The 21,129-nt window shown below is 71.0% G+C and carries 16 protein-coding genes; 8 read left to right on the top strand and 8 right to left on the bottom strand.

Going from position 1 to position 21,129, the window contains the following annotated elements:
* Positions 1–2 precede the first annotated feature (2 nt).
* Genes MW290_RS01110 through MW290_RS01085 form a run of 6 tightly spaced genes read right to left on the bottom strand, consistent with a single transcriptional unit; the run spans position 3 to position 8,235 of the window.
* A complete protein-coding gene (locus MW290_RS01110) occupies positions 3–527 on the bottom strand; it encodes a hypothetical protein (protein WP_250195521.1) in 525 nt (174 codons plus the stop codon).
* Complete coding sequence (locus MW290_RS01105) at positions 524–2,950, bottom strand: efflux RND transporter permease subunit (RefSeq protein ID WP_250195520.1); 2,427 nt, start codon at positions 2,948–2,950, stop codon at positions 524–526. Before MW290_RS01105 ends, MW290_RS01110 begins: the two co-directional genes overlap by 4 nt.
* Positions 2,947–3,987 carry a WD40/YVTN/BNR-like repeat-containing protein gene (locus MW290_RS01100; RefSeq protein ID WP_250195519.1) on the bottom strand — a complete coding sequence of 347 codons (1,041 nt, stop codon included), beginning with the start codon at positions 3,985–3,987 and terminating at the stop codon, positions 2,947–2,949. The genes MW290_RS01105 and MW290_RS01100 overlap by 4 nt, the downstream gene beginning before the upstream one ends.
* A gap of 41 nt (positions 3,988–4,028) precedes the next feature.
* Positions 4,029–5,435: a DUF1329 domain-containing protein gene (locus tag MW290_RS01095; protein WP_250195518.1), complete on the bottom strand. Its 1,407-nt coding sequence runs from the start codon at positions 5,433–5,435 to the stop codon at positions 4,029–4,031.
* 21 nt (positions 5,436–5,456) lie between these two features.
* On the bottom strand, positions 5,457–7,103 hold the full coding sequence (locus MW290_RS01090) for a DUF1302 domain-containing protein (RefSeq protein WP_250195517.1): 1,647 nt from the start codon (positions 7,101–7,103) through the stop codon (positions 5,457–5,459).
* Positions 7,104–7,125: 22 nt separating this feature from the next.
* The gene (locus MW290_RS01085; RefSeq protein ID WP_250195516.1) at positions 7,126–8,235 is read right to left on the bottom strand and encodes an FAD-dependent monooxygenase; all 1,110 of its coding nucleotides are present in this window, start codon (positions 8,233–8,235) and stop codon (positions 7,126–7,128) included.
* A gap of 241 nt (positions 8,236–8,476) precedes the next feature.
* Here MW290_RS01085 and MW290_RS01080 point away from each other — a divergent pair, with 241 nt between their 5' ends.
* The 7 genes from MW290_RS01080 (at position 8,477) to MW290_RS01050 (ending at position 17,907) form a co-directional block, all read left to right on the top strand.
* Positions 8,477–9,397, top strand: coding sequence for a LysR family transcriptional regulator (locus MW290_RS01080; RefSeq protein ID WP_250195515.1), 921 nt, complete (start codon positions 8,477–8,479; stop codon positions 9,395–9,397).
* A gap of 113 nt (positions 9,398–9,510) precedes the next feature.
* Entirely contained in the window at positions 9,511–11,100 is a 1,590-nt protein-coding gene (locus MW290_RS01075; protein ID WP_250195514.1) for a TIGR02594 family protein, read from the top strand.
* 11 nt (positions 11,101–11,111) lie between these two features.
* Positions 11,112–11,948 (top strand): hypothetical protein, encoded by an 837-nt coding sequence (locus MW290_RS01070; RefSeq protein ID WP_250195513.1) that lies wholly within the window; start codon positions 11,112–11,114, stop codon positions 11,946–11,948.
* 360 nt (positions 11,949–12,308) lie between these two features.
* On the top strand, positions 12,309–13,490 hold the full coding sequence (locus tag MW290_RS01065) for an EAL domain-containing protein (protein WP_250195512.1): 1,182 nt from the start codon (positions 12,309–12,311) through the stop codon (positions 13,488–13,490).
* A gap of 125 nt (positions 13,491–13,615) precedes the next feature.
* A complete protein-coding gene (locus MW290_RS01060; RefSeq protein ID WP_250195511.1) occupies positions 13,616–15,418 on the top strand; it encodes a methyl-accepting chemotaxis protein in 1,803 nt (600 codons plus the stop codon).
* Positions 15,419–15,554: 136 nt separating this feature from the next.
* Positions 15,555–17,414 carry a PAS domain S-box protein gene (locus tag MW290_RS01055; protein ID WP_250195510.1) on the top strand — a complete coding sequence of 620 codons (1,860 nt, stop codon included), beginning with the start codon at positions 15,555–15,557 and terminating at the stop codon, positions 17,412–17,414.
* On the top strand, positions 17,353–17,907 hold the full coding sequence (locus MW290_RS01050) for a GGDEF domain-containing protein (RefSeq protein WP_250195509.1): 555 nt from the start codon (positions 17,353–17,355) through the stop codon (positions 17,905–17,907). Before MW290_RS01055 ends, MW290_RS01050 begins: the two co-directional genes overlap by 62 nt.
* A 6-nt stretch (positions 17,908–17,913) precedes the next feature.
* On the opposite strand, the gene MW290_RS01045 is transcribed toward MW290_RS01050, so the two are convergent.
* Positions 17,914–18,666, bottom strand: a complete 753-nt coding sequence (locus MW290_RS01045) for a PEP-CTERM sorting domain-containing protein (RefSeq protein ID WP_250195508.1) — start codon at positions 18,664–18,666, stop codon at positions 17,914–17,916.
* A gap of 180 nt (positions 18,667–18,846) precedes the next feature.
* On the opposite strand from MW290_RS01045, the gene MW290_RS01040 reads away from it, so the two are divergent.
* Entirely contained in the window at positions 18,847–20,070 is a 1,224-nt protein-coding gene (locus MW290_RS01040; RefSeq protein WP_250195507.1) for a GTP-binding protein, read from the top strand.
* Positions 20,071–20,101: 31 nt separating this feature from the next.
* On the opposite strand, the gene MW290_RS01035 is transcribed toward MW290_RS01040, so the two are convergent.
* Positions 20,102–21,043 carry a LysR family transcriptional regulator gene (locus tag MW290_RS01035; RefSeq protein ID WP_250195506.1) on the bottom strand — a complete coding sequence of 314 codons (942 nt, stop codon included), beginning with the start codon at positions 21,041–21,043 and terminating at the stop codon, positions 20,102–20,104.
* Between the last annotated feature and the right edge of the window lie 86 nt (positions 21,044–21,129).

The following is a 21,129-nucleotide window of genomic DNA, read 5'->3' as shown; positions in this document are numbered from 1 at the left end:
GTTCAGGGTTGAGAGGCGGCCGGTCGGGCCGCTGGGGCCCCCGGTCCGATGCCCAGCGTGGCGAAGAAGCGCACGGTGGGCGGGTCTTGAAAGTCGGGGATGAAGCGGAAGCTGCGGATCAGCCCGCCGCGCACCTGCAGCAGGTCGCGGCCGACGATGCGGTCGACACCGGCGCGCGTGTAAAGCGGGCTGCGCACTTCCAGCCGCACGTCCAGCAGGTCGTCGCGCCGCACGCGGCCCAGGTCGGTGAAGCTGGCCTTGGGCACCACCACCGTCTGCTCGATGTAGTGCGCCAGGCATGTCGGGTTGTCCATCTGCGGCTGGCAGCCGACGAAGTCGGAGCGCTCGACATCCGGTGCGATCAGGGCGCGCACCGCGGCCATGTCGCCCGCGTGCACGGCCTGGGCATAGCGGTCGAACACCTGGTCGGGCGTGGCCCCCGGCTGCGCGACGGCAGCGCCGGTCAGCAGCCCCAGCAGGGACATCCACAGGCCGATGCAGCCCAGGGCTGAGCGTGGGAACTTCATGCGGTCAGCTCCTTGGACAAGCGCCCCGGGATGGCCGCCGGGTCCTCGGCCTGGCCTGGTTGCGGCTTCAACAGGAAGTGGGCGAGCGCGGGCAGCAGCACCAGCGCGCCCAACATGTTCCAGAGGAACATGAAGGCCAGCAGCAGGCCCATGTCGGCCTGGAACTTGATGGGGCTGGCCACCCAGGTGATGACGCCGATGGCCAGCGTGACGCCGGTGAGCATCACCACCTTGCCGGTGAACAGCAGCGCGCGGTAGTACGCCTCAGACAGGCTCTTGCCCTGACGCAGCTGCGCCAACGTGACGCTGAGGATGTACAGCGCATAGTCCACGCCGATGCCCACGCCCAGCGCGATCACGGGCAGCGTGGCCACCTTCACGCCCATGCCCAGCGCCACCATCAGCGCCTCGGCCAGGAAGGAGGTGACCACCAGCGGCAGCACCGCCACCACCACCGCCCGCCAGCTGCGGAAGGTGATGAAGCACAGCAGCACCACCGCGCCGTACACCATCACCAGCATCAGGCGCCAGGCTTCGTGCACCACGATGTTGGTGGCGGCCTCGATGCCGGCGCTGCCGGCGGCCAGCAGGAACTTGACGTCGGCGCTGTCGTTGGCCTGGGCGAAGGCCTCGACGTGCTGCACCACGCGCTGCAGCGTCTCGGCCTTGTGGTCGCGCAGGTAGGCGTACACCGTCAGCAGGTTGCAGGCATCGTTGTACAGGCCGCGGGGCGCGCCGGCCGTCACCGTGTTGAGCATGTCCTGGTTGGGCAGGAACTCGTACCAGCGCGGGTTGCCTTCGTTCAGGCCGGTGAGCACACGGCGGTTCAGCAGCGCCAGCGTGTTGGTGCTTTCCACGCCGTCGATCTGGCGCAGCTGCCACTCCAGCGCGTCCACCTTGTTCAGCGTCTCGTAGGCCGAGCACTGGCCGTCGGGGGTCTTGACCATCACCGCCAGCACGTCGCTGCTGGCGCCGTAGGCGGCGTTCATGAAGGCCACGTCGCGGTTGTAGCGGCTGGCCTCGCGCAGCTCGGGCGCACCGGGGTCCAGGTCGCCGATCTTCAGCTGCAGGCTGGCCGCGAAGCCGCCCACGCCCATCACCAGGCCGACCAGCACCGCCACGCTGGCCCAGCGCCGCTGGGTGAAGCGGTCCAGCAGCCGCCACAGCGGATGGCGCGCGGCGCCGCTGGCTTCCAGCTGCTCGTCACGCAGGCTGCGCTGGGCGGCGCGGGCGTTGACGCCGGTGTAGCTCAGCAGCACCGGCAGCAGGATGAGGTTGGTGAAGATCAGCACCGCCACGCCGATGGAGGCGGCGATGGCCAGCTCGCGGATGACCTGGATGTCGATCACCAGCAGCACCGCGAAGCCCACCGCATCGGCGAGCAGCGCGGTCAGGCCCGCCAGGAACAGGCGGCGGAAGGTGAAGCGCGCGGCCACCAGCTTGTGCACGCCGCGGCCCACGTCCTGCATGATGCCGTTCATCTTCTGCGCGCCATGGCTCATGCCGATGGCAAACACCAGGAAGGGCACCAGGATGGAGTACGGGTCCAGCGCATAGCCCAGCAGCGGCAGCAGGCCCAGCTGCCACACCACCGCCACCAGCGAAGCCACCACCACCAGCACGGTGCTGCGCACGCAGCGGGTATAGGCGAACACCATCACCGTGGCGATGGCCACCGCGATGGCGAAGAACACCAGCACCGCGCGCACCCCTTCGATGAGGTCGCCCACCAGCTTGGCGAAGCCGGTGATGTGCACCGCCACGCCTTCGGCCTGGTAGCGCGTGCGCAGGTCTTCCAGCCGGTTGGCCAGCGCGGCGTAGTCCAGCGGCCGGCCCTGCGCGTCCTGGGCCAGCAGCGGCACGAAGATCACGCTGGACTGCCCGTCGCGCGCCACCAGTTGGCCGATCTCGCCCGAGCGCGCCACGTTGGCCTGCAGCTGCGCCAGCTTGGCAGGGCTGCCGTCGTAGCCGTCGGGGATCACCGGGCCGCCTTCCAGGCCGTCTTCGGTCACGCCCACCCAGCGGGTGCTGGGTGTCCACAGCGACTTCATGCGGGCACGGTCGACGCCGGGCAGCAGGAACACTTCATCGGACAGGCGGCGCAGCGTGTCCAGGTACCTGGCTTCATAGATGCCTTGCGGCGCCGCCACCGCGATGCGCACCGCATTGCCCAGGCCGCTCAGCTCGGCCTGGTGCTGCAGGAAGTTCTGGATGTACGGGTGGCCGGTGGGGATGGTCTTTTCGAAGCTGGCGTTGAGCTGCAGCCGCGTGGCCTGCCAGCCCAGCAGCCCCGTGACCAGCGCGCACAGCAGCAGCACCACCCAGCGGTGGTTGAACAGGGCGCGCTCGATCAAGGAGCCCGAGCGCGGGTCGAAGGGCTCGGCAGGCGAGCCCGGGGGAAGGGCGGTGGACGAGGGGCTCACGGGCGGGTTTCGTTGGGGGCGGGCAGGGTCACGGTGGTCAGGCCGGTCAGGCCCAGGGCCAGCAGGCGGCCTTCGGCCATCGGCAGCAGCGCGGTGGGCAGGGGCAGGGGCGGTGTCTTCAGCGGCTGCAGCCGCTCACCGTGCAGGCGCAGCAGCGCGCCCGCCTGGCTGAGCAGCAGCAGGCCGCCATCGGGCTGCGTGGCTGCCGCGATCACGGTGGCCGGTACCGGGTTGGGCAGCTGGGTCCAGCTGCCGCCACCATCGGTGCTGCGCCACACGTTGCCGCGCAGGCCGGCCAGCACGGTGCTGCCGTCGGCCGCCAGCTCGCCGGTGAACCAGCTGCCGCGGTAGGGCGAGGCCAGCGGGCGGAACGTGCGGCCGCCGTCGTCGCTGCGTGCGGCCAGGCCTTGTTCACCGGCCAGCAGCAGCGTGTCGCCCTGGCGGCGCGCCACGTACCAGTGCAGGCCCTTGGGATTGGGCAGGCGGTCCATCCACGGCTGCCAGGTCTGGCCACCGTCCGGGCTGTACACCGCCAGGCCATAGGCGCCCACGGCCAGCAGGCGCTGTGCGTCCCACATCAGCACGTCCAGCAGCGGCTTGTCGGGGCCGTCGGCCACCAGGCGCTCGGCATCGCGCTGCGCCTCGGGCGTGGTGGCGGCTTCACGCGCCAGCGTGGCCAGACGGCGCCCGTCCAGCCGCAGCTGCCAGCTGCTGCCGGCATCCTGCGTGGTGAGCACGGTGCCGCCATGGCCCACCGCCACGCCCTGCGTGGCATTGGCAAAGCGCACCGTGGTCAGCGTCACGCTCACCGGGCTGGCGGCCTGCCGCCAGCTGCGGCCGGCGTCGTCGCTGAGCAGCACGATGCCGCGCTCACCCACCGCGACGATGCGGCTGCCGGCCTGCGCCGCCGACAGCAGCGCCGCACGCTCCGGCGCCTTCACCGTCACCGCCGGCCGTTGCAGCGCTTCAGCCACCGGCGCCGCCTGCGCCGACAGTCCGGCGAACAGGCCCAGCGCCGAGCTCAGCAAGGCGTTCAAGCAGACACCGCGGATCCGGCTTCGCCGCTTCGGGGGGGTGCTCACCGGACACCTTCGCCGGCCATGGCATCCGGGGTGAAGAAGCTGTCGCTGCGCGCCGGCACGGTGCGGTAGTGCACGTTGCGCTCATTGACCACGCCGCTGGCGTACCAGGCGCCCGAGATCAGGTCGTTGAAGCCCCACTGCTGCTGCGGCGTGGTGGCCGGCAGGTCGGGCATCACCACGGGGTGGGCCCAGATGGTCTTCCACAGCTGGCCGTTGGCATCCCAGCGGTCGCCCAGCACGGCCACCCAGGTGTCTTCGTCGATGTAGTAACGGCTCTTGGGCGCTTGGTGGCGCTGGCCGGGCTTGAGCGTGGCTTCCACCACCCACACCCGGTGCAGCTCCCAGCGCACGTGGTCGGGGTTCAGGTGGTTGGCCAGCAGCACGTCGCTGTCCTTCGTGGGCGTGTGCAGGCGGTTGCTGTTGTAGGGGATCAGCATCTCCTGCTTGCCGACGATCTTCCAGTTGAAGCGGTCGTTGCGGCCGCCGAAGACGTCGATCTCGTCGAAGCTGGCCACGCCCGCGGTGGCCGGCGTGGGCGTGTCGCAGCAGGCATTGGGCAGCTTGCGCACGCGGCGCTGGCCGGTCAGGTACACCCAGGTGTTGCTCTTGTCCGGGTCCAGGTTCAGGCGGCCGGTGATGGCCTCGCCCGCGCGCACCGGCGGGCCGCTGTTGACCAGCCGGATCAGCCAGTAGTCGCCGGCGAACTTGGCTTCCTGGCCTTGCGCGTAGTACGGCATCTGCCAGTCGCCGGTGCCTTCGACCGACAGCACGCGCTGGCCGCTGGCCGTGACCAGGTAGCCGCGGAAGTCGTTCTGCCAGGCCTCGCCGCGCCAGTGCAGCTCATGGTTGGCCATCACCTCTTCGCCCGTCTTGGGGATGGGGAAGGGAATGCCGCCGTAGGCGCCCTTGACGATGGCGCCTTCCAGCCTGGCGTTGGTGGCGTTCTTGAAGGTGTTGTCGTACACCCATTGCGGCGCTGCCGCGGTGCGGTGGGTCTTGTACACGTCCACCCGGTAGGTCTGCGGGTACTTCTTCAGCAGGGCCCGCGTGCCTTCGGTCAGCTGGGCTTCGTACTTGGCCATGTTGGCCGCGGTGATGCTGTAGAGCGGCTTCTCGTTGGCAAAGGGGTCGCCACGGCGGCCGCCGTTCTTGAAGCCCGGGATCGGCGTGGTGTAGCCGCCGGTCCAGGCTGGGATGCTGCCGTCGGCATTGCCCGCCTTCTCGGCGCCCAGCGGCGTGAGCGTGGTCTTGAGCTTGGCGGCTTCGTCGGCGCCGACGCCGGCAAGCGCTGGCGGCAAGGTGGCGATGAGGGCAGCGGCGGCGATCAGGCCGCGTGTAATGCCGCGTGTAATGCCGCGCGTAAGGGCGCGGGTGGGCAGCGTGGGCCGGTGGGCGTGTGGCATGGGGCTTGTCTCCGGGGTCTTTCAGAAGGTGGTGCGCAGCGACAGGGTCACGAAGTTGCGGTCCTTCAGTGCCTGCTTGAACTGGGCGTTGTTGGCGTTGTCCAGCGTCGGGCCCTCGGGGCCCAGGTAGCGCACGAAGTTGAGGTTGGCGTTCCAGTTGCCCAGGTACACGGCGCCCAGCCCCAGGCTGAGGTCGCCGCCCTTGTTGATGCCGAAGGCCGGGCCGACGGCCGACGAGTTGCCCCAGGCGTAGCCCAGGCCCACGCTGGGCGTCAGGTCCAGGCCGGGCACCACCTGGCGGTAGGTGGGCGAGAAGGTGAAACGCAGTGCCGTGGCCGAGCGGTCGGCATTGGGGTTGAGCATCTGGGGGTTCTCGGTCACCTTGACTCGGCGGTTCCAGGCCACCTCGCCGACGAAGCTGGACTCTTGCGACAGGAAGTTCGGCCCCAGGCTGGCGATCCACGAGAACTGCAGGTGCGCCGTCTCACCCACCGCATAACCCGGGTTGTCGCGGTTGTCGTAGCCGGTGCCCACGCCGATGGCCGGGATCACTGACTGGCCCGAGCTGGCCAGCGGCGTGTTCTGGCGGTACGAGGCTTCGCCCGCCAGACCCCATTCGCCCACCGTCTTGGAAAAGCTCACGCCGAAAGCGCGGATGCCCTCGTGGTACACCCAGCGGTAGCTGCTGGCCGTGAGCGCGGGCGGCCGCCCGGACAGCGTGTTCCAGATGTTGCTGGGGCCGGTGGCGTGGTAGCGGATGGCGTAGAAGCCCAGGTCGGTGTCGATCGCATCCACCCGCCAACGCAGCTGCACGCCGCCCTGGCCGCCGTTGCGCGCGCCCAGGTCGGACTGGCGCACGAACACGCCGGTGGGGCCGGCATTGATGCGTTCGGCCCCCGGGCCCAGCGTGTCGCTGGTCGACAGGTAGGCGCCGGCCGGCATCAGCCGGGTCTTTTCCCACTCGTAGGCCACGTAGGCGCCTACGGCCACCTCGGGGCTCAGCTGCACTTGTCCAGACAACTTGCCGGTGGGCCGGGCCACTTCCTTGAAGGTGGCGCTGGGCACCGACTGCAGCTTGATGAGGTCCAGCGGCGCCATGCCGCCGGCGATGCCGTTGGCCCCGAAGAACAGGCTCTCGCCCCACAGCAGCGAGTGCTTGCCCAGGCGAACCGTCACCGGCTTGTCGGCCACCTCGAAGCGGCCGAACACGAAGGCGTCCAGGATCTCGGCCTTGCGGCCCATCAGGTCGCGCGTCTCGTCCGGAAACTCGTTGCGCGGCGTGTGGTTGGCGCTGCTGCTCTGGTTCTGGTTGTCGCGGTTGTAGACGGTGTCGTACCAGGCGGCGGCGCTCAGCCGCGCGCCGAAATTGCGGTAGTTGGCGTCCAGCTCGCTCAGCAGGTCGAGCCGGTTGCTGACGATGCCGCGGCTGAAGTTGTTGTCGCCGTCGTCCTGGTTGAGGTTGTTGGGCCCCACCACGCCGGTGGGCCCGAAGGCCGTGCGCGAGAGGCCGGCCGAGGGCTTCTCCAGCCGCGCCATCGCGCTGTACTTGACGGTGTTGTCCCAGCGCAGCTTCAGCTCGCTGTCACCGGTGTTGAACTCGAAGGCCTGCGCCTGGCAGGCGGCCAGCGCCGCGGCAGCGACGACAGGGTGGGTGAACAAGGTTTTCATCAGTCTCCTCGGGGGTTGTTGTTCAGGCGGGTTCGGCCACCAGCGGCTGCAGCGTCTCGGCCAGCGCCCGCAGGTCGGTGGTCGATTCGGGCTGCGCCTGCCAGCGCGCGGCTTGCAGCGCCACCTGCAGCACCTGCTGCACACGGGGCTGGCGGCGCGCGCTGAAGGCCAGGCCCAGCGCCTGCGGCGTCAGGCCCTGGCGCAGCAGGTCGCCCAGCACGCAGGCGTCTTCCACCACCTGCGCGGGACCCTGGCCGAAGTAAGGCGGCAGCCGATGGGCGCTGCGGCCGATGCGCAGCACCGCGCCCTGGTGCCAGGGGCCGGGCAGCAGGCCGTTGGCGATGCCGCAGACCTGCACCGGCACCTCGTCGTGCAGCTGGGCGCCCAGGCCGCGCAGCAGCCGGTTCTCGCCCGCCAGCGCATCGCGCAGCGCGGCATGCCGCGTGTCGGCGTGCGACGCCAGCAGCAGCGCCACGCCGGCGCGCCGCGTGTCCACCGGCACCAGGCCGACGCGCTTGAGGCCGCCGGCGCCGCGGCACAGCACCCAGGCCGTGCCGGCCATCACCACCGGGCGCGGCAGCAGGCACAGGCAGGCCTGCAGCGGCAGCGCCGTGGTGGGCACCGGCTGCGCCGGCCGGCCGGCGATCAGGGGCAGCGCCTGCCCGGTGGCGATGGCCGTGAGATCGAAGCGATGACGGCCGCCGTCTTCGGTGAGCACCGTGGCATCGGCCTGCACCTCATGCACCGCGCAGCCCAGGTGCAGCCGCACGCGGTGGGCCTGCGCGGCATCGCGCAGCAAGGCCAGCAGGTCGGCCAGGGTCAGGCCCAGTGCAGGTGGCCAGGGCGGCCCGGCCAGCGGCGGGGCGGGCAGTTCGTCATGCTGGCGGCCTTCGCTGTCGAACAGCGCATAGCTGCTGAACGGAAAGCCGCGGCGCACGCAGGCTTCGGCCACACCCAGGCCGGCCAGTTCACGCAGCAGGTTGGGCGCCACCTCCACATGCACGGCCGGTTGTGCGATGTGCGCGCGGGCCTCGAACACCTCCACCTGCATGCCGGCCCGTGCCGCCGCCACGGCCGCGGCCAGGCCGCCCAGGCCGGCGCCGACGATGCCCACGCGCTGCACGATGGCCATGTCCGTCAAGCCGCCGACGGCAGGCGCCCTGCGGCGCCGACCGGGGTTTTGCAAAGTGCAGTCGCGAGTTCACCTGCGGCCTGGCGGCATGCCATTCCTTGTCTCCGTTTGTTGAGTGGCTATCGGGTAAGCCAGAGACTACGGGGATGGCTTCGTCATGAAAAATGGCTTCTTTCCAATCGACGATTCGATCCTGTGAAGGTTTTTCGGGTTAACCCGTGTCGACCCGTCCCATCACCTCATGCGCTTCAACCGCCTCGACCTCAACCTGCTGGTAGCGCTGGACGCGCTGCTCACCGAATGCAGCATCACCAAGGCCGCCGACCGGCTGAACCTCAGCCCTTCGGCCACCAGCAATGCGCTGGCGCGCCTGCGCGAGTACTTCGACGACGAGCTGCTGGTGCAGGTGGGCCGCAAGATGGAGCCCACGCCGCGGGCGAAAGGCCTGCATGAGGCGGTGCGCGACGTGCTGGTGCGGGTGGACAGCGCCATCGCCATCCAGCCCGAGTTCGTGCCCGCGCAGTCCGACCGGGTGTTCCGCATCTTCGTGTCCGACTACACGCAGATGGTGTTCGTGCCGCATGTGATGGCGCTGGCGCAGGCCGAGCGCTGCAGCGCACGCTTCGAGTTCCTGCCGCAGGTCAGCAACCCGCAGCGCAGCCTGGAGCGTGGCGAGGCCGACCTGCTGATCATTCCGCGCGGCTTCGTCTCGCCCGACCATCCCGAGGAAAAGCTCTACACCGAGGAGTTCACCTGCGTGGTGTGGCGCGGCGGCGCGATGGCGCATGGCGAACTCACCTTCGACCGCTATGTGGCCGCGCGCCATGTGGTGATGCAGCCGATGGGCTCGGTGGGTGATTCGTTCGAGGGCTGGTTCGTCAAGCGCTACGGCATCACGCGGCAGGTGGCCATCACCAGCTATGGCTTCACCTCGCTGCCGCCACTGGTGGTGGGCACCGATTTCATCGCCACCGTGCACAAGCGCCTGGCGCTGCAGCTGCAGGCTTCGCTGCCCATCGAGCTGCGGGCGCCGCCGCTGCCGATGCCGGCGATGGAGCAGGGCCTGCAGTGGCACAAGTACCGCAGCCAGGACCCGGGCCTGGTGTGGCTGCGCAAGCTGCTGCACCGCGCCGCCCGCGTGATGGACGGCCCGACGGCCTGAGGCCCTGAACCGGCGCTGCGCCGGGCAGCTGGGGCGCACCCCAATGCGGCCCGCCCCAGCTGGCGCGTGATGCCCGGCTTGGCTGCAATGCAGGCCATGTCTGGGAGACCCCGATGAACCTGCTGTCCTCGTACCGCGTGCAGCGCGGTGACACCGTGTCCGACATCGCCCGCCAGCACGGCGTCAGTGCCGAGGCGTTGATGCGAGCCAATGGCATGGACGCCTCCCAGGCCGACGGCCGCCTGGGTTCCGGCGGGCGCGCCGGCCGCGACCCCGATGTGCTGCAGGTGGGCGAGCGGCTGGTGATCCCCGTGGCCACGCCGGGGCTGGAGCGCAGCCATCCGGTGGCGGCTGGCGACACCTTGTCGGGCATCGCCAGGCGCTGGAACGTGAGCCTGCCCGCGCTGCTGGCGGCCAACCCGCAGTTCGATGCCAGCCGGCTGGGCGCACAGCCCGGCACCGGCGCCGGCCGCGACCCCGACCAGCTGCAGGTGGGTGAGCTGTTGCGACTGCCCGGTGCGCACCCGGTGGCCGCTGCAACGCCGTCGGCGGCTGCTTCGTCCGCCACCGCGCCGGCCGGTGCCTTCGACCTGCGCCACTTCACCAACCCCGCGCTGGGCTCGCGCGCCGGGGCCGCCATCGTCATCGGCAACGCGGAAGGCACGCGCACGCCGGAAGGCGGCACCACCGATGCCTTCGGCGGCCACACCGACCCGGGTAACGCCGCGCGCAACCAGGGCTCGTTCTCGTACCAGCATGCGGCGCGCAGCCCGGCCGATGCCGATCGCCGCCAGCTGCAGACCTTGCAGCGCCAGCTGCCGGCCTACGAGGCGGCGGCGCGCCAGGCCGGCCTCAACCCGGCCGACGCGCGGCTGGCCAGCGCCTACCTCGACCTGTACAACCAGTCGCCTTCGGCGGCGCGCCGCTTCCTGGCGCAGCTGGACAGCCTGCGTGGTCAGCCGCTGGATGCGGCCCATCTGGCGCAGCTGCGCTTCCACAGCTTCGTCGATGCGGCCACCGGCCAGCGCTTCCAGCTGCCCGGCGGCGGCCAGGCCGGCAGCGGCTTCGTCAACATCGCGCGCGATCAGCTCAAGCGCACGCCCAACGAGTCCGAGGTGCAGGCCGCGCTGCGGGCCGACCAGCAGCGCCGCACCCAGGCCATCGAGACGGCCTTGAGCCGCCAGGGCCTGCTGCCGGCCGCGACGGCCAGCGCCGCCGAGCCTGCGGCCACGCCGGCGCCGGCCGCCGGGGGTGCCGTGCCACGCCACCTGGCCATCGCCCAGGCTGAGCTGGGCGTGCACGAAGTGCGCGGCGCCCGCCATGAGGCCCGTGTGCTGCAGTACCACCAGGCCACCAGCCTGCGGGCGCGTGACGACGAGACCTCGTGGTGTTCGTCCTTCGTCAACTGGACGATGCAGCAGGCCGGCGTGCGCGGCACCGGCAGTGCGGCGGCGCGCAGCTGGCTGCAGTGGGGCCGGGCGGTGACCCAGGACGCCGCGCATGTGCGGCCGGGCGACGTCATCGTCTTCCCGCGCGGCAACAACCCGGCGCAGGGCCACGTGGCCATCGTGGCCGAGGTGCTGGACGGCGGTCGGGTCAAGGTGATCGGCGGCAACCAGTCGGTGCGCGGCGAGGGCTATGACGGTGTCACCTACGCCGAGCGCACGCTGTCCTCGGCCCTGGGGGTGCGGCGGGCGCCCTGATACTGCGCGCCATGGTGACCGCAAGACCTGCTTTGTTCTCCTTCGTCCGCCCCGGGCTGTCGGCCTGCCTGTCCGCCTGCCTGGGTCTGTCCGCTGCCGTGCACGCGGCTGAAACTACCGCAGCCGATGCCCCGCTGCCGCGCCAGCTGGTGTGCACGCCCGATGCGCAGCACCGCTACCGCATCAGCCACGACGCGGCGGGCCAGCCCTTGCAGGTGAGCGTGGGCGTGAACGCCGGCAGCCGCGACTGCGACTTCCGCAGCGCCGGCCCGGCGCGCCCGCAGGTCGATGGCAGCTGGCGCTTCGAGTGGCAGGACGAGGTGCTGGGCCAGCGCCAGCGCGTCGACGTGCAGCGTAACGGGGCCACCGGTTATGCGCTGGCCTGGTCACCCGCGGCCTGCGGTGCCCTGGCGCTGCCGCCCACCGTCACGCTGGTGCCCGGCACGGCCGGCTGCAGCGCGTCGGTGGACCGTGATGCGGCCTTCGATCTCTTCTGGCTGCAGCTGCGCGAGGCGGTGGCCCGTGGTGATGGGCAGGCGCTGCAGAAGCTGGCGCTGCCGCAGCTGGAGTTCGTCGAAGGCCCGGACATCGTCAAGCGGCCGGCCAGCTTGATGCGCACGGCCGCGCGCTGCGTGCCGGGCGTGCCCGCCACCACCCGGCAGCTGACGCTGCGCGACCTGCTGGCGCCCGCGCAGCCCCCGCGGCTGGACCAGCCGCCGCTGTCCCGCAAGGGCGACACCCGCATCGACCTGGCCGGCGCGATGAGCCTGACCTGGACGGCGCAAGGCTGGCGCATCGACGGCTTCAATACCAGTCCAGATGTTTTTCGGCAGTGTGGGTCGAGGTAGATGGAGCACCCGGCGCCCCTGGGTGGCGCCACCCTCCGAGAGGGTGCCGAGGCCGCTTGGGAGCGGCCCGGCGCTGGCCTCGGGGCCGGCGCACCCGGCGCCCCTGCGTGGCGCCACCCTCCGAGAGGGTACCGAGGCCGCTTGGGAGCGGCCCGGCGCTGGCCTCGGGGCCGGACGCTGGCGATGCCATGGCCCTTGAGAATCCTGCCCGACGGCCGATAACGCGGATGGCCGGCACCCAATCCCCTGTTGGCTGAACGCTGCCATGGGGTGGATCGGACGAGGTGGATGTCGACAGTCTGGGTAGAGAACGTGCAGGGCCGTCCGTCGGCCGATCACACAGGGTGGCCCGGGCAGCCGTTGCGCCTGGGTTCTGCCTTCCAGCCCATCCTCAGCCTGAGCCATGGCCGGATGGTGGGCTGGGAAGCCTTGTTGCGCGCCGAACGCATGGCCGACGGCAGGCCGCTGCCGCCCGCCGAGCTGTTCGCCAGCCTGCGCACGCCTGCGCAGCGGGCCGACCTGGACCTGCGCGGACTGCAGGCCCACCTGCAGCACTTCGCGCAGACGCCGGCTGCCGCGCCAGGGCAGTGGCTGTTCCTCAACCTCGACCCCGCTTCGCTGCAGCGGGGCGTCGCGCCCATCCTCAAGGCCATCGCCGCTTCCGCCCTGCCGCCCGAGCGGCTGGTGATCGAGGTGCTGGAGTCGCCGATGGGGCTGGACGGCGCGGTGCGCGAGGGCGTGCAAGCGCTGCGCGAGGCCGGCTGCCTCATCGCGCTGGACGACTTTGGCGCCGGCCACTCCAACTTCGAGCGGGTGTTCGAGCTGAGGCCGCACATCGTCAAGCTGGACCGCCATGTGCTGCTGCGGGCCAAGCAGGGCCGCGGCCCGATGCGTATCGTGGCGCAGATGGTGGCGCTGCTGCACGAGTGCGGCGCACTGGTGGTGATGGAAGGCATCGAAACCCTGCAGGGTGCCCATGTGGCCCTGGGCTGCGACGTGGATCTCGTGCAGGGCTACTTCTTCGGCCGGCCTGAGGCCGCAGCCGCGCCCGGCTCAGCCCCCCTGGCGCGGCTGGCCGAGGCCTGGCGCAGCTTCGACCCTGGCCTGGTGCAGGAGCCGGCGGATATCAGCCGCCGCCTGGCACCGCACAGTGAAGCTTTGTCCCAAGCCTGCGCGGACCTGGGCCAGGGCGAGATGCTGGGACCCGCCTGCGTGCCGTTCCTGGCGCTGGACGGTGCGTCCTTGTGCTACCTGCTCGACGACCAGGGCCTGCAGGTGGGCGAGGCGGTGTTCCGCCCCGGCCACTCGATGCACTCGATGGGCAGCGCGCCCCAGTTCGCGCCCCTGTTCGATTGCAGCCGCGCCAACTGGTCGCGGCGGGCCTACTTCCGGCGCGCTCTGCGCCAGCCGGGCGTGGTGCAGGTCACACGGCCCTACCTCACGCTGCAGGGTGGCCGCATGTGCCGCACGCTGTCGCTCGCCTTCCAGCAGGGCGACCGGCTGCAGGTGCTGTGCGCTGATCTGGAAGTGGCCCCAGGCTGACAGGGCCGGCGCCCGGCCGCGGCCGATTGAAACAGCGTGGGCCTCGGGGTTCATCGGCCATGGCAGATGCCGATAAGGGACAGGTCGTACCGGCATCCCGCCGGCTGCACTTCCAACCCATCCCCATGTCCTTTTTCAAAGACCTGACGATCGGCAAGCGTTTGTCCCTCGGCTTCGGTGTGGTCCTCGCGATGTTGATCGTGGTGGCCGGCATCAGCCTCCACCACATGTTCCAGCTGCGCGATGCCATCGTGCTGCTCAACGACAACCTGCACGTCAAGACCCAGCGCGCGCAGAGCCTGGCCTACCTGGTGGTGGATTCGGCCCGCGTGGCGCGCAACCTGATCCTGGTGCAGGACGCTGCCAAGCAGGCGCCCAACCGCACGGCGCTGGACGCCAACCGCGACAAGGCCCAGGCCCTGCTGGCCGACCTGCGCGGCCTGGTGTTCACCGATGACGGCCGCGCCGCGGTCGACAAGGCTGCCGCGCTGAACCAGCAGTATTTCGAGTTCACCTACGACGTGGCCAAGCTGGCCCAGGACAAGAAGCCCGAGCAGGCGTCCGAGCTGCTGTACGGCCCGCGCTACGCGGTTCAGGGCGAATACCTCAAGGCCCTGTCCGACCAGGTGACGCTGTTCGAGCGCCAGATGTCCGATGCCTCGGAGGCCGCCAAGGCCGACACGCAGAGCTCGCTGCTGATGATCGCGGCCGGCACGGTGCTGGCCCTGGTGGGCGGCGTGCTGCTGGCCCTGTACCTCACCCGCTCCATCACCCAGCCGATGGCCGCCGCCGTGCGGGCCGCCGATGCGGTTCGCGCCGGTGACCTGACCAGCCCCATCCCCGAAGGCCAGGCCGACGAGGTCGGCCACCTGCTGAAGGCGCTGCGCGGGATGCAGCAGAACCTGGCGCAGGTGGTGGCCGGTGTGCGCCAGAACGCCGAGAGCGTGGCCACCGCCAGCGCCCAGATCGCCCAGGGCAACCTGGACCTGAGCGAACGCACCGAGCAGCAGGCCAGCTCACTGCAGCAGACCGCCGCCACGATGGACGAGCTGGGCACCACCGTGCGCAACAACGCCGAGAGCGCCCGCCAGGCCAACCAGCTCACGCAGGGCGCCTCGGCCGTGGCCGCCCAGGGCGGCCAGGTGGTGAGCCAGGTCGTGGCCACGATGCAGGAGATCAGCGAGAGCAGCCGCAAGATCGGCGACATCATCGGCGTCATCGACGGCATTGCCTTCCAGACCAACATCCTGGCGCTGAACGCCGCGGTGGAAGCCGCCCGCGCCGGTGAGCAGGGCCGCGGCTTTGCCGTGGTGGCGGGCGAAGTGCGCAGCCTGGCGCAACGCAGCGCCGAGGCCGCGCGTGAGATCAAGAGCCTGATCGGCCGCAGCGTCGAGCAGGTGGAAAAGGGCACGGCCCTGGTCGGCCAGGCCGGCACCACCATGGGCGAGATCGTTGACTCGGTCAAGCATGTGACCGACATCGTGGCCGAGATCACTGCCGCCAGCGAGCAGCAGGCCCACGGCGTCAAGCAGGTGGGCGAGGCCGTCAACCACATGGACCAGGGCACGCAGCAGAACGCCGCGCTGGTGGAAGAGGGCGCGGCCGCGGCCGAGAGCCTGAAGACCCAGGCCCGCCAGCTGGTGGACGCGGTGGCCGTGTTCAAGGTGGACGTGCGCGAGGCGGCTGCCGCCAGCTTCAGCCACCCGGCGCCCAGCGCCTCCACCGCGCCGGTCGCGCCTGCGGCGCCGGCCTCCCCGGCCGCTGCGGCCCCGCGCTTCAAGCCGCGCGCCGCCGCGCCGGCCAGCCGGCCGGTGGTGCGTGCGGCGGCCAAGCCGGTCGTGCGCAAGCCCGCGCCGGTGGCCGCACCCGCGCCGGCGCCGGCAGCTCAGCCGGTCGCCGCCAGCGACGATGACTGGAGCACCTTCTAAGGGCGGGCCGACGGTCGCCTGAACAGCGCCGTGCAAGACGCCGACTTCAAGGCTTAGGCCGAGGGGCCGGCCACCAGAATGGCCGATCACTCGACTTACCGTCATGCCGGCTGTTCCAGCGATTCCTGTGCCCCCGATGCCCGAGGACGAAGAGGCGCGATTGGTGCGGCTGCAGGCGCTCCAGATCCTCGCCTCGGAGCCCGAGCCGCTGTTCGACCGCCTGGTGGCGCTGGCGGCCGAGGCCTGCGGCGTGCCGATCGCGCTGCTCAGCCTGGTGGATGCCGACCGCCAGTGGTTCAAGGCCAAGGTGGGCCTGCCCGGCGTGCAGGAAACTCCGCGCGCCCATGCCTTCTGCGCCCATGCCATCGGCAGCCAGAGCCTGTTCGAGGTGCAGGACGCCACCGCCGACGACCGCTTCAACCGCAACCCGCTGGTGGTGGGCCCGCCCGACATCCGCTTCTATTCCGGCGCGCCGCTTACCGTCGGCGAAGGCAGCGCCGTCGGCACCTTGTGCGTGATCGACCAGTCGCCACGGCAGATGACCGAGGCGCAGCGCCGCACGCTGACCATGCTGGCGGCCATCGCCTCCGATGCACTGGACATGCGCCGCAGCCTGGTGGAACGCACGCTCACCCAGGCCCGCCGCCATGCGGCCGAGCTGGCGGCCACCGAGGCGCGCTTCCGCGCGTTGGTGGAGCAGCAAAGCGAGATCGTCTCGCTGGCCAAGCCGTGTGGCGAGCTGGTCTACGTGAACGAGGCCTATGCCCGCCACCATGGTTTGAGCGTGGCATCGCTGGTCGGCACCAACCTGCTGGACCATGTGCCGCCCACCGAGCGTGCCGCCGTGCGGGGCCAGCTGGACCAGGTGCTCAACACCCGCCAGCGCTGCAGCGCCGACAGCAGCGTGATGACCCCGTGCGGCCAGCTGCGGCACTTCTCGTGGACGCACTCGGTGCAGCGCGACGACAAGGGCGCGCTGCTGCTGCATTCGGTGGGCCGCGACATCCATGAACGCGTGATGGCCGAGGCGGCACTGCGCGAGCAGGAATCGTTCCTCGACCGCACCGGCCGCGTGGCCGGCGTGGGCGGCTGGCAGTTCGACCCTGCCAGCGGGCGCATCACCTGGTCGGCGCAGACGCGCCGCATCCACGAGGTGCCGGACGACTACCAGCCGCAGCTGGAGTCGGCCATCCAGTTCTATGCGCCCGAGGCGCGTGCGCAGGTCGAGCGCGCCGTCATCCAGGCCCTGGCCGACGGCACGCCCTGGGACCTGGAGTTGCCGCTGGTCACCGCCACCGGCCGCCGGATCTGGGTGCGGGCGGTGGGTGAGGCCGAGTACCAGGGCGGCGCGGTGGTGCGCCTGGTCGGCGCTTTCCAGGACATTACCGAACGGCGGCTGTTGCAGGAGCGGCTGGCCGCCAATGAGCGTTTCCTGCGCAAGCTCACCGACAGCCTACCGGTGCGCATTGCCTACGTCGATGCCGAACGTCGCTACCGCTTCCTCAACGACGCGCACTGCCGGCGCTTCGGCGTGCCGCGCGAGCAGGCGCTGGGCCATACGCTGGCCGAACTGCGTGGCCAGCCATCGCCCGAAGTGGATGCGGCCTTCGACGCCGCCTTCCGGGGGCGCATGCAGCGCTTCGAGTTCGACGACATGGTGGAAGGCCACCACCGCCGCATCGAAGGACAGCTGATCCCCGACATCGACGACAGCGGCGCGGTGGTCGGCGTGTTCAAGACCGGCATGGACATCACCGAACGGTCGCGCATGGAGCAGGCGCTGCGCGACCTGAGCGCCACGCTGCGTTCGGTGGCCGAAGCCATTCCGGCCTGCATCGCGGTGGTGGGGGCCGATGGCTGCTACCGCTTCGTCAACACCAGCTACGAGCGCTGGATCGGCATGGGGCGCGACGCCATCGTCGGCTGGCCGGTCGATGTGCTGCTGGGCGACACCGACTTCGCGCGGGCCGAGCCTGACGCACCTGAGCGAGCGTGATGCGCTCACCGGCCTCTTCAACCGCGCCGGCTTCGACCGCCATCTGGCCGATCTGGCGGCCACCGACGACGGCCGCATGGCCGCGCTGCTGTACATCGACCTCGACCACTTCAAGCCGGTGAACGACCGCTACGGCCACCCGGCCGGCGACGAACTGCTGCAGCGCTTCGGCCAGGCGCTGGCCGGCCTGGTGCGCCCGCACGACGTGACGGCCCGGCTGGGCGGTGACGAGTTCGCGATTCTGTTACGCCACATCCCCGACACCAGCGTGGCCGAGCGGGTGGCCGCCAGCGTGGTGAAGGCGGCGGCCCGGCCCTTCACCGTGGGCGGGCATCCGGTGCACATCGGCGCCAGCGTGGGCGTGGCGGTGGCGGCCGGAGGCACCGTGGCCGCCGACCTGGTGGCACGGGCCGATGCCGCGCTTTACGAAGCCAAGCGCCGCGGCCGCGGCACCGTGGCCCTGGGAGCGGCGGCGGCCGAAGCCGAGGCCTGAAGCGCTTCAGCGCGCCGCTGCGCGCCGACGCCAGGCCAGCACCGCGGCCAGGCCGGCGCCCATCAGGCCCCAGGTGCCCGGCTCGGGCACCGCCGGCACGTCGCCATCACGCACCAGCCACACCCCCAAGGCATTGCCCTTGGAGACGAAGCTCTGGTCGCCGCCCTGGAAAGAAACCACCCAGGCGCCCGAGGTGTCGGAGATGCCGCCCGACGACCAGTAGTAGTTCGGCAGGATGTTGGTGAAGGGGCCGTCCTGCGTGACGATGCTGCGCGCCACGCCGGCCGTGGTGTACGAGCCCTGGTTGCCCAGCGTCACGTTGTACAGGTGGGACAGCTCGCTCTCCGTGCTGGTGATGTTCCAGCCGGCGTCGGTGCTGCCGTTGTAGCTGGTGCCGAACACGAAACTGCTGCCGTTGACCGGGCCGTTGCCGGGCAGCCGCCAGCCGCTCAGCCCGTACAGGCTCAGGTTGGCGGCAAAGTCGGTGGCGGCCTGCCAGCCCATCAGCCCGGTGACGGTGGCGCCGCGGGTGGCGGCCACGTTGGCGTCGGCCAGCCAGGTGATGTCGAGCACGGTGTCGTACCAGGCTTCGAAGCCGTTGGTCGTGTTGCCGTCCAGCTCACGGCCCTGCAGCGTGGTGGTCCAGGTGCCCATCGCGGGGTTGCTGGCAGACCAGGCCGGTGCGCACAGGCTGGCCAGCGCAAGGGCCAGGCCGACCGGCCGTCGCCAGCCGGTGGAGGTCGGGGTCGAGGATTTCAAGCGGGCTCTCCCTGGTGGATGTTGAACCGTACCAAGCGCCCCACGGCTGCCGCCGCGTGAGCACAGGGGCGATTGCATCCGGGGGCGAGGGCAGGGTCCATCCCAGAGCCTTGGGAGGAGAAGGGGGAGGTCTAGGGGATTCCTGTTTATGATAATGCTTTCTCATTAGCAAGAGATGCCATGAAAACGACCCTGCCCGTCACTGTCCTGTCCGGCTTTTTGGGCGCGGGCAAAACCACGCTGCTCAACCATGTGCTGGCCAACCGCGAAGGCCTGCGCGTGGCCGTCATCGTCAACGACATGAGCGAAGTCAACATCGACGCCTCGCTGGTGGAACGCAGCGCCGGCCAGGCCGGTGCCGCGCTGTCGCGCACCGAGGAGCGGCTGGTGGAGATGAGCAACGGCTGCATCTGCTGCACGCTGCGCGAAGACTTGCTGGTGGAAGTGCGCAAGCTGGCGGCCGAGGGCCGTTTCGACCACCTGCTGATCGAATCCACCGGCATCGGCGAACCGTTGCCGGTGGCCGCCACCTTCGACTTCACCGACGAGCAGGGGCGCTCGCTCAATGACGTGGCCCACATCGACACCATGGTGACGGTGGTGGACGCCTACAACCTGCTGGCTGACTACAGCAGCACCGATCTGCTGGCCCAGCGCGGCGAAACCGCCGGCCCCGAAGACACCCGCAGCCTGGCGGCACTGCTGGCCGAGCAGATCGAATTCGCCGACGTGGTGGTGGTCAACAAGATCGACAAGGTGGACGCCGCCCGCCGCGACGAGGTAGCGACCGTGGTGAAGGCGCTGAACCCGGTGGCGCGTATCGTCTGGGCCGACCACGGCCGTGTGCCGCTGAACGACGTGCTGGGCACCGGCCTTTTCGACATGGAGCGCGCCAGCGAGATGCCCGGCTGGGCGCGCGAACTGGAGGGCCGGCATGCGCCCGAGACCGAGGCCTACGGCATCGAGAGCTTTGTGCTGCGCAGCCGCGCGCCGCTGCACCCGTGGCGCTTTTCCAGCTTCATGGACATGCCGCTGCCTGGCCTGCTGCGTGCCAAGGGCTACGTGTGGCTGGCCAGCCGGCCAGACTGGGTGGTGAGCTATTCGCGAGCCGGCCATACCGCCACGCACGAGCCGGTAGGCCGCTGGTGGGCCGCCGCAGACCGCAGCCGCTGGCCGGCGCCGGGCAGCGCCGAGCGGCAGGAGATCGACGCGCGATGGGTGGAGCCGCACGGCGACCGCCTGAACGAGGTGGTGTTCATCGGCCGCCGCATGGACCGTGCCGCCATCGAGCAGGCCTGGAAGGCCATGCACCTGAACCACACGGAAACGCGCAAGGGCCGCGCCGGCTGGGCCACGCTGCCCGACCCTTTCCCGCAATGGCAAGCCACCGCTGAAGCGGCATGACGCTGTGCCGGCCTGCCGCCGACGTCTGCGGTCAGCGGGCCTCGGTCCAAGGCCGCACCGCCTCGGCGGCCGCCTGGCCCTGTTGCTGCAGCCACTCGCGCAGCGCCTGCAGCGCCGCGTCGTCGCGCTCGGCCAGCAGGTGGTAGCCGGCGGCAGCCGGCACGGCGGGGCCGAAGGGCTGCACCAGGCGGCCGCTGCGCAGTTCGTCCTGCACCAGGGTGGCCCGGCCCATCGCGATGCCCTGGCCGTCGAGCGCGGCCGACAGCGCCAGCTGCAGCAGGTTGAAGCCGCGGCCGGCGGCCAGCCCTTGGCACGCGCGGCCGCTGTGCTGCAGCCAGTGCTGCCACTCGGCATGTGGCGGCGCGCCGTCCCAGGGCTGCAGGTCGTGCAGCAGCCAGTCGCCGCGCAGCGGGCCACCCTCGCGCAGCGAAGGATTCGCCGCCACGAACGCGGGTGACGCCACCGGCAGCAACCATTCGTCCATGAAGCGGTGGCTGTGCAGGCCGGGGTGCCCCCCCAGGTCGTAACGGATGGCGGCGTCCACGCCATCGGCCTGCAGCCGCGCGCGGTCGATGCGGTGGAACTCGGCCCGCAGCGAGACCGGCATGACCAGGCCCGCCGGCCGGCCGTCGCCCAGCCGGCGCGCCAGCCAGCCCAGTGCCAGCGAGGGCGGGCAACTCAGCACCAGCGTGCGCGGGGCCTGGCGGTCCTGCCGCAGCGCGGCCAGCGCCGCGTCCAGCCGCGACATCGCCTCGTGCGCCACGGCGGCCAGTTGTTCGCCTTCGGGCGTCAGCGTGAGCTGCCGCGGGCCGCGCACGAACAGCGGCCGCTGCAGATGCTCTTCCAGCAGCTTGACCTGCTGGCTCACCGCGCCCTGCGTCACGCACAGGTCTTGCGCGGCCAGCGTGAAGCTGCGCCGCCGGGCCGCCGCTTCGAAGCTGCGCAGCCAGCTCAGGTGCGAGGCGCTCAGCATGGCTGTGCCATCAGTCTGACTGATGGCGCCCGCAACAAGGCTGGTTTGTGCCGTCGGCAGGCGCTGCCCAGAATGACGTCAGCCTC

This window comes from Aquincola tertiaricarbonis (assembly GCF_023573145.1).
GTDB lineage: Bacteria > Pseudomonadota > Gammaproteobacteria > Burkholderiales > Burkholderiaceae_C > Aquincola > Aquincola tertiaricarbonis_B.
The sequence above is the reverse complement of the archived record's forward strand: the minus strand, read 5'-3'. Positions and strand labels throughout refer to the sequence as shown.

Coding starts and splice junctions, on each gene's coding strand:
- MW290_RS01110 (WP_250195521.1), bottom strand. CDS start 527: ATGAAGTTCCCACGCTCAGCCCTGGGCTGCATCGGCCTGTGGATGTCC.
- MW290_RS01095 (WP_250195518.1), bottom strand. CDS start 5,435: ATGCCACACGCCCACCGGCCCACGCTGCCCACCCGCGCCCTTACGCGC.
- MW290_RS01090 (WP_250195517.1), bottom strand. CDS start 7,103: ATGAAAACCTTGTTCACCCACCCTGTCGTCGCTGCCGCGGCGCTGGCC.
- MW290_RS01085 (WP_250195516.1), bottom strand. CDS start 8,235: ATGGCCATCGTGCAGCGCGTGGGCATCGTCGGCGCCGGCCTGGGCGGC.
- MW290_RS01080 (WP_250195515.1), top strand. CDS start 8,477: ATGCGCTTCAACCGCCTCGACCTCAACCTGCTGGTAGCGCTGGACGCG.
- MW290_RS01075 (WP_250195514.1), top strand. CDS start 9,511: ATGAACCTGCTGTCCTCGTACCGCGTGCAGCGCGGTGACACCGTGTCC.
- MW290_RS01070 (WP_250195513.1), top strand. CDS start 11,112: ATGGTGACCGCAAGACCTGCTTTGTTCTCCTTCGTCCGCCCCGGGCTG.
- MW290_RS01060 (WP_250195511.1), top strand. CDS start 13,616: ATGTCCTTTTTCAAAGACCTGACGATCGGCAAGCGTTTGTCCCTCGGC.
- MW290_RS01055 (WP_250195510.1), top strand. CDS start 15,555: ATGCCCGAGGACGAAGAGGCGCGATTGGTGCGGCTGCAGGCGCTCCAG.
- MW290_RS01050 (WP_250195509.1), top strand. CDS start 17,353: ATGTGCTGCTGGGCGACACCGACTTCGCGCGGGCCGAGCCTGACGCAC.
- MW290_RS01040 (WP_250195507.1), top strand. CDS start 18,847: ATGAAAACGACCCTGCCCGTCACTGTCCTGTCCGGCTTTTTGGGCGCG.
- MW290_RS01035 (WP_250195506.1), bottom strand. CDS start 21,043: ATGCTGAGCGCCTCGCACCTGAGCTGGCTGCGCAGCTTCGAAGCGGCG.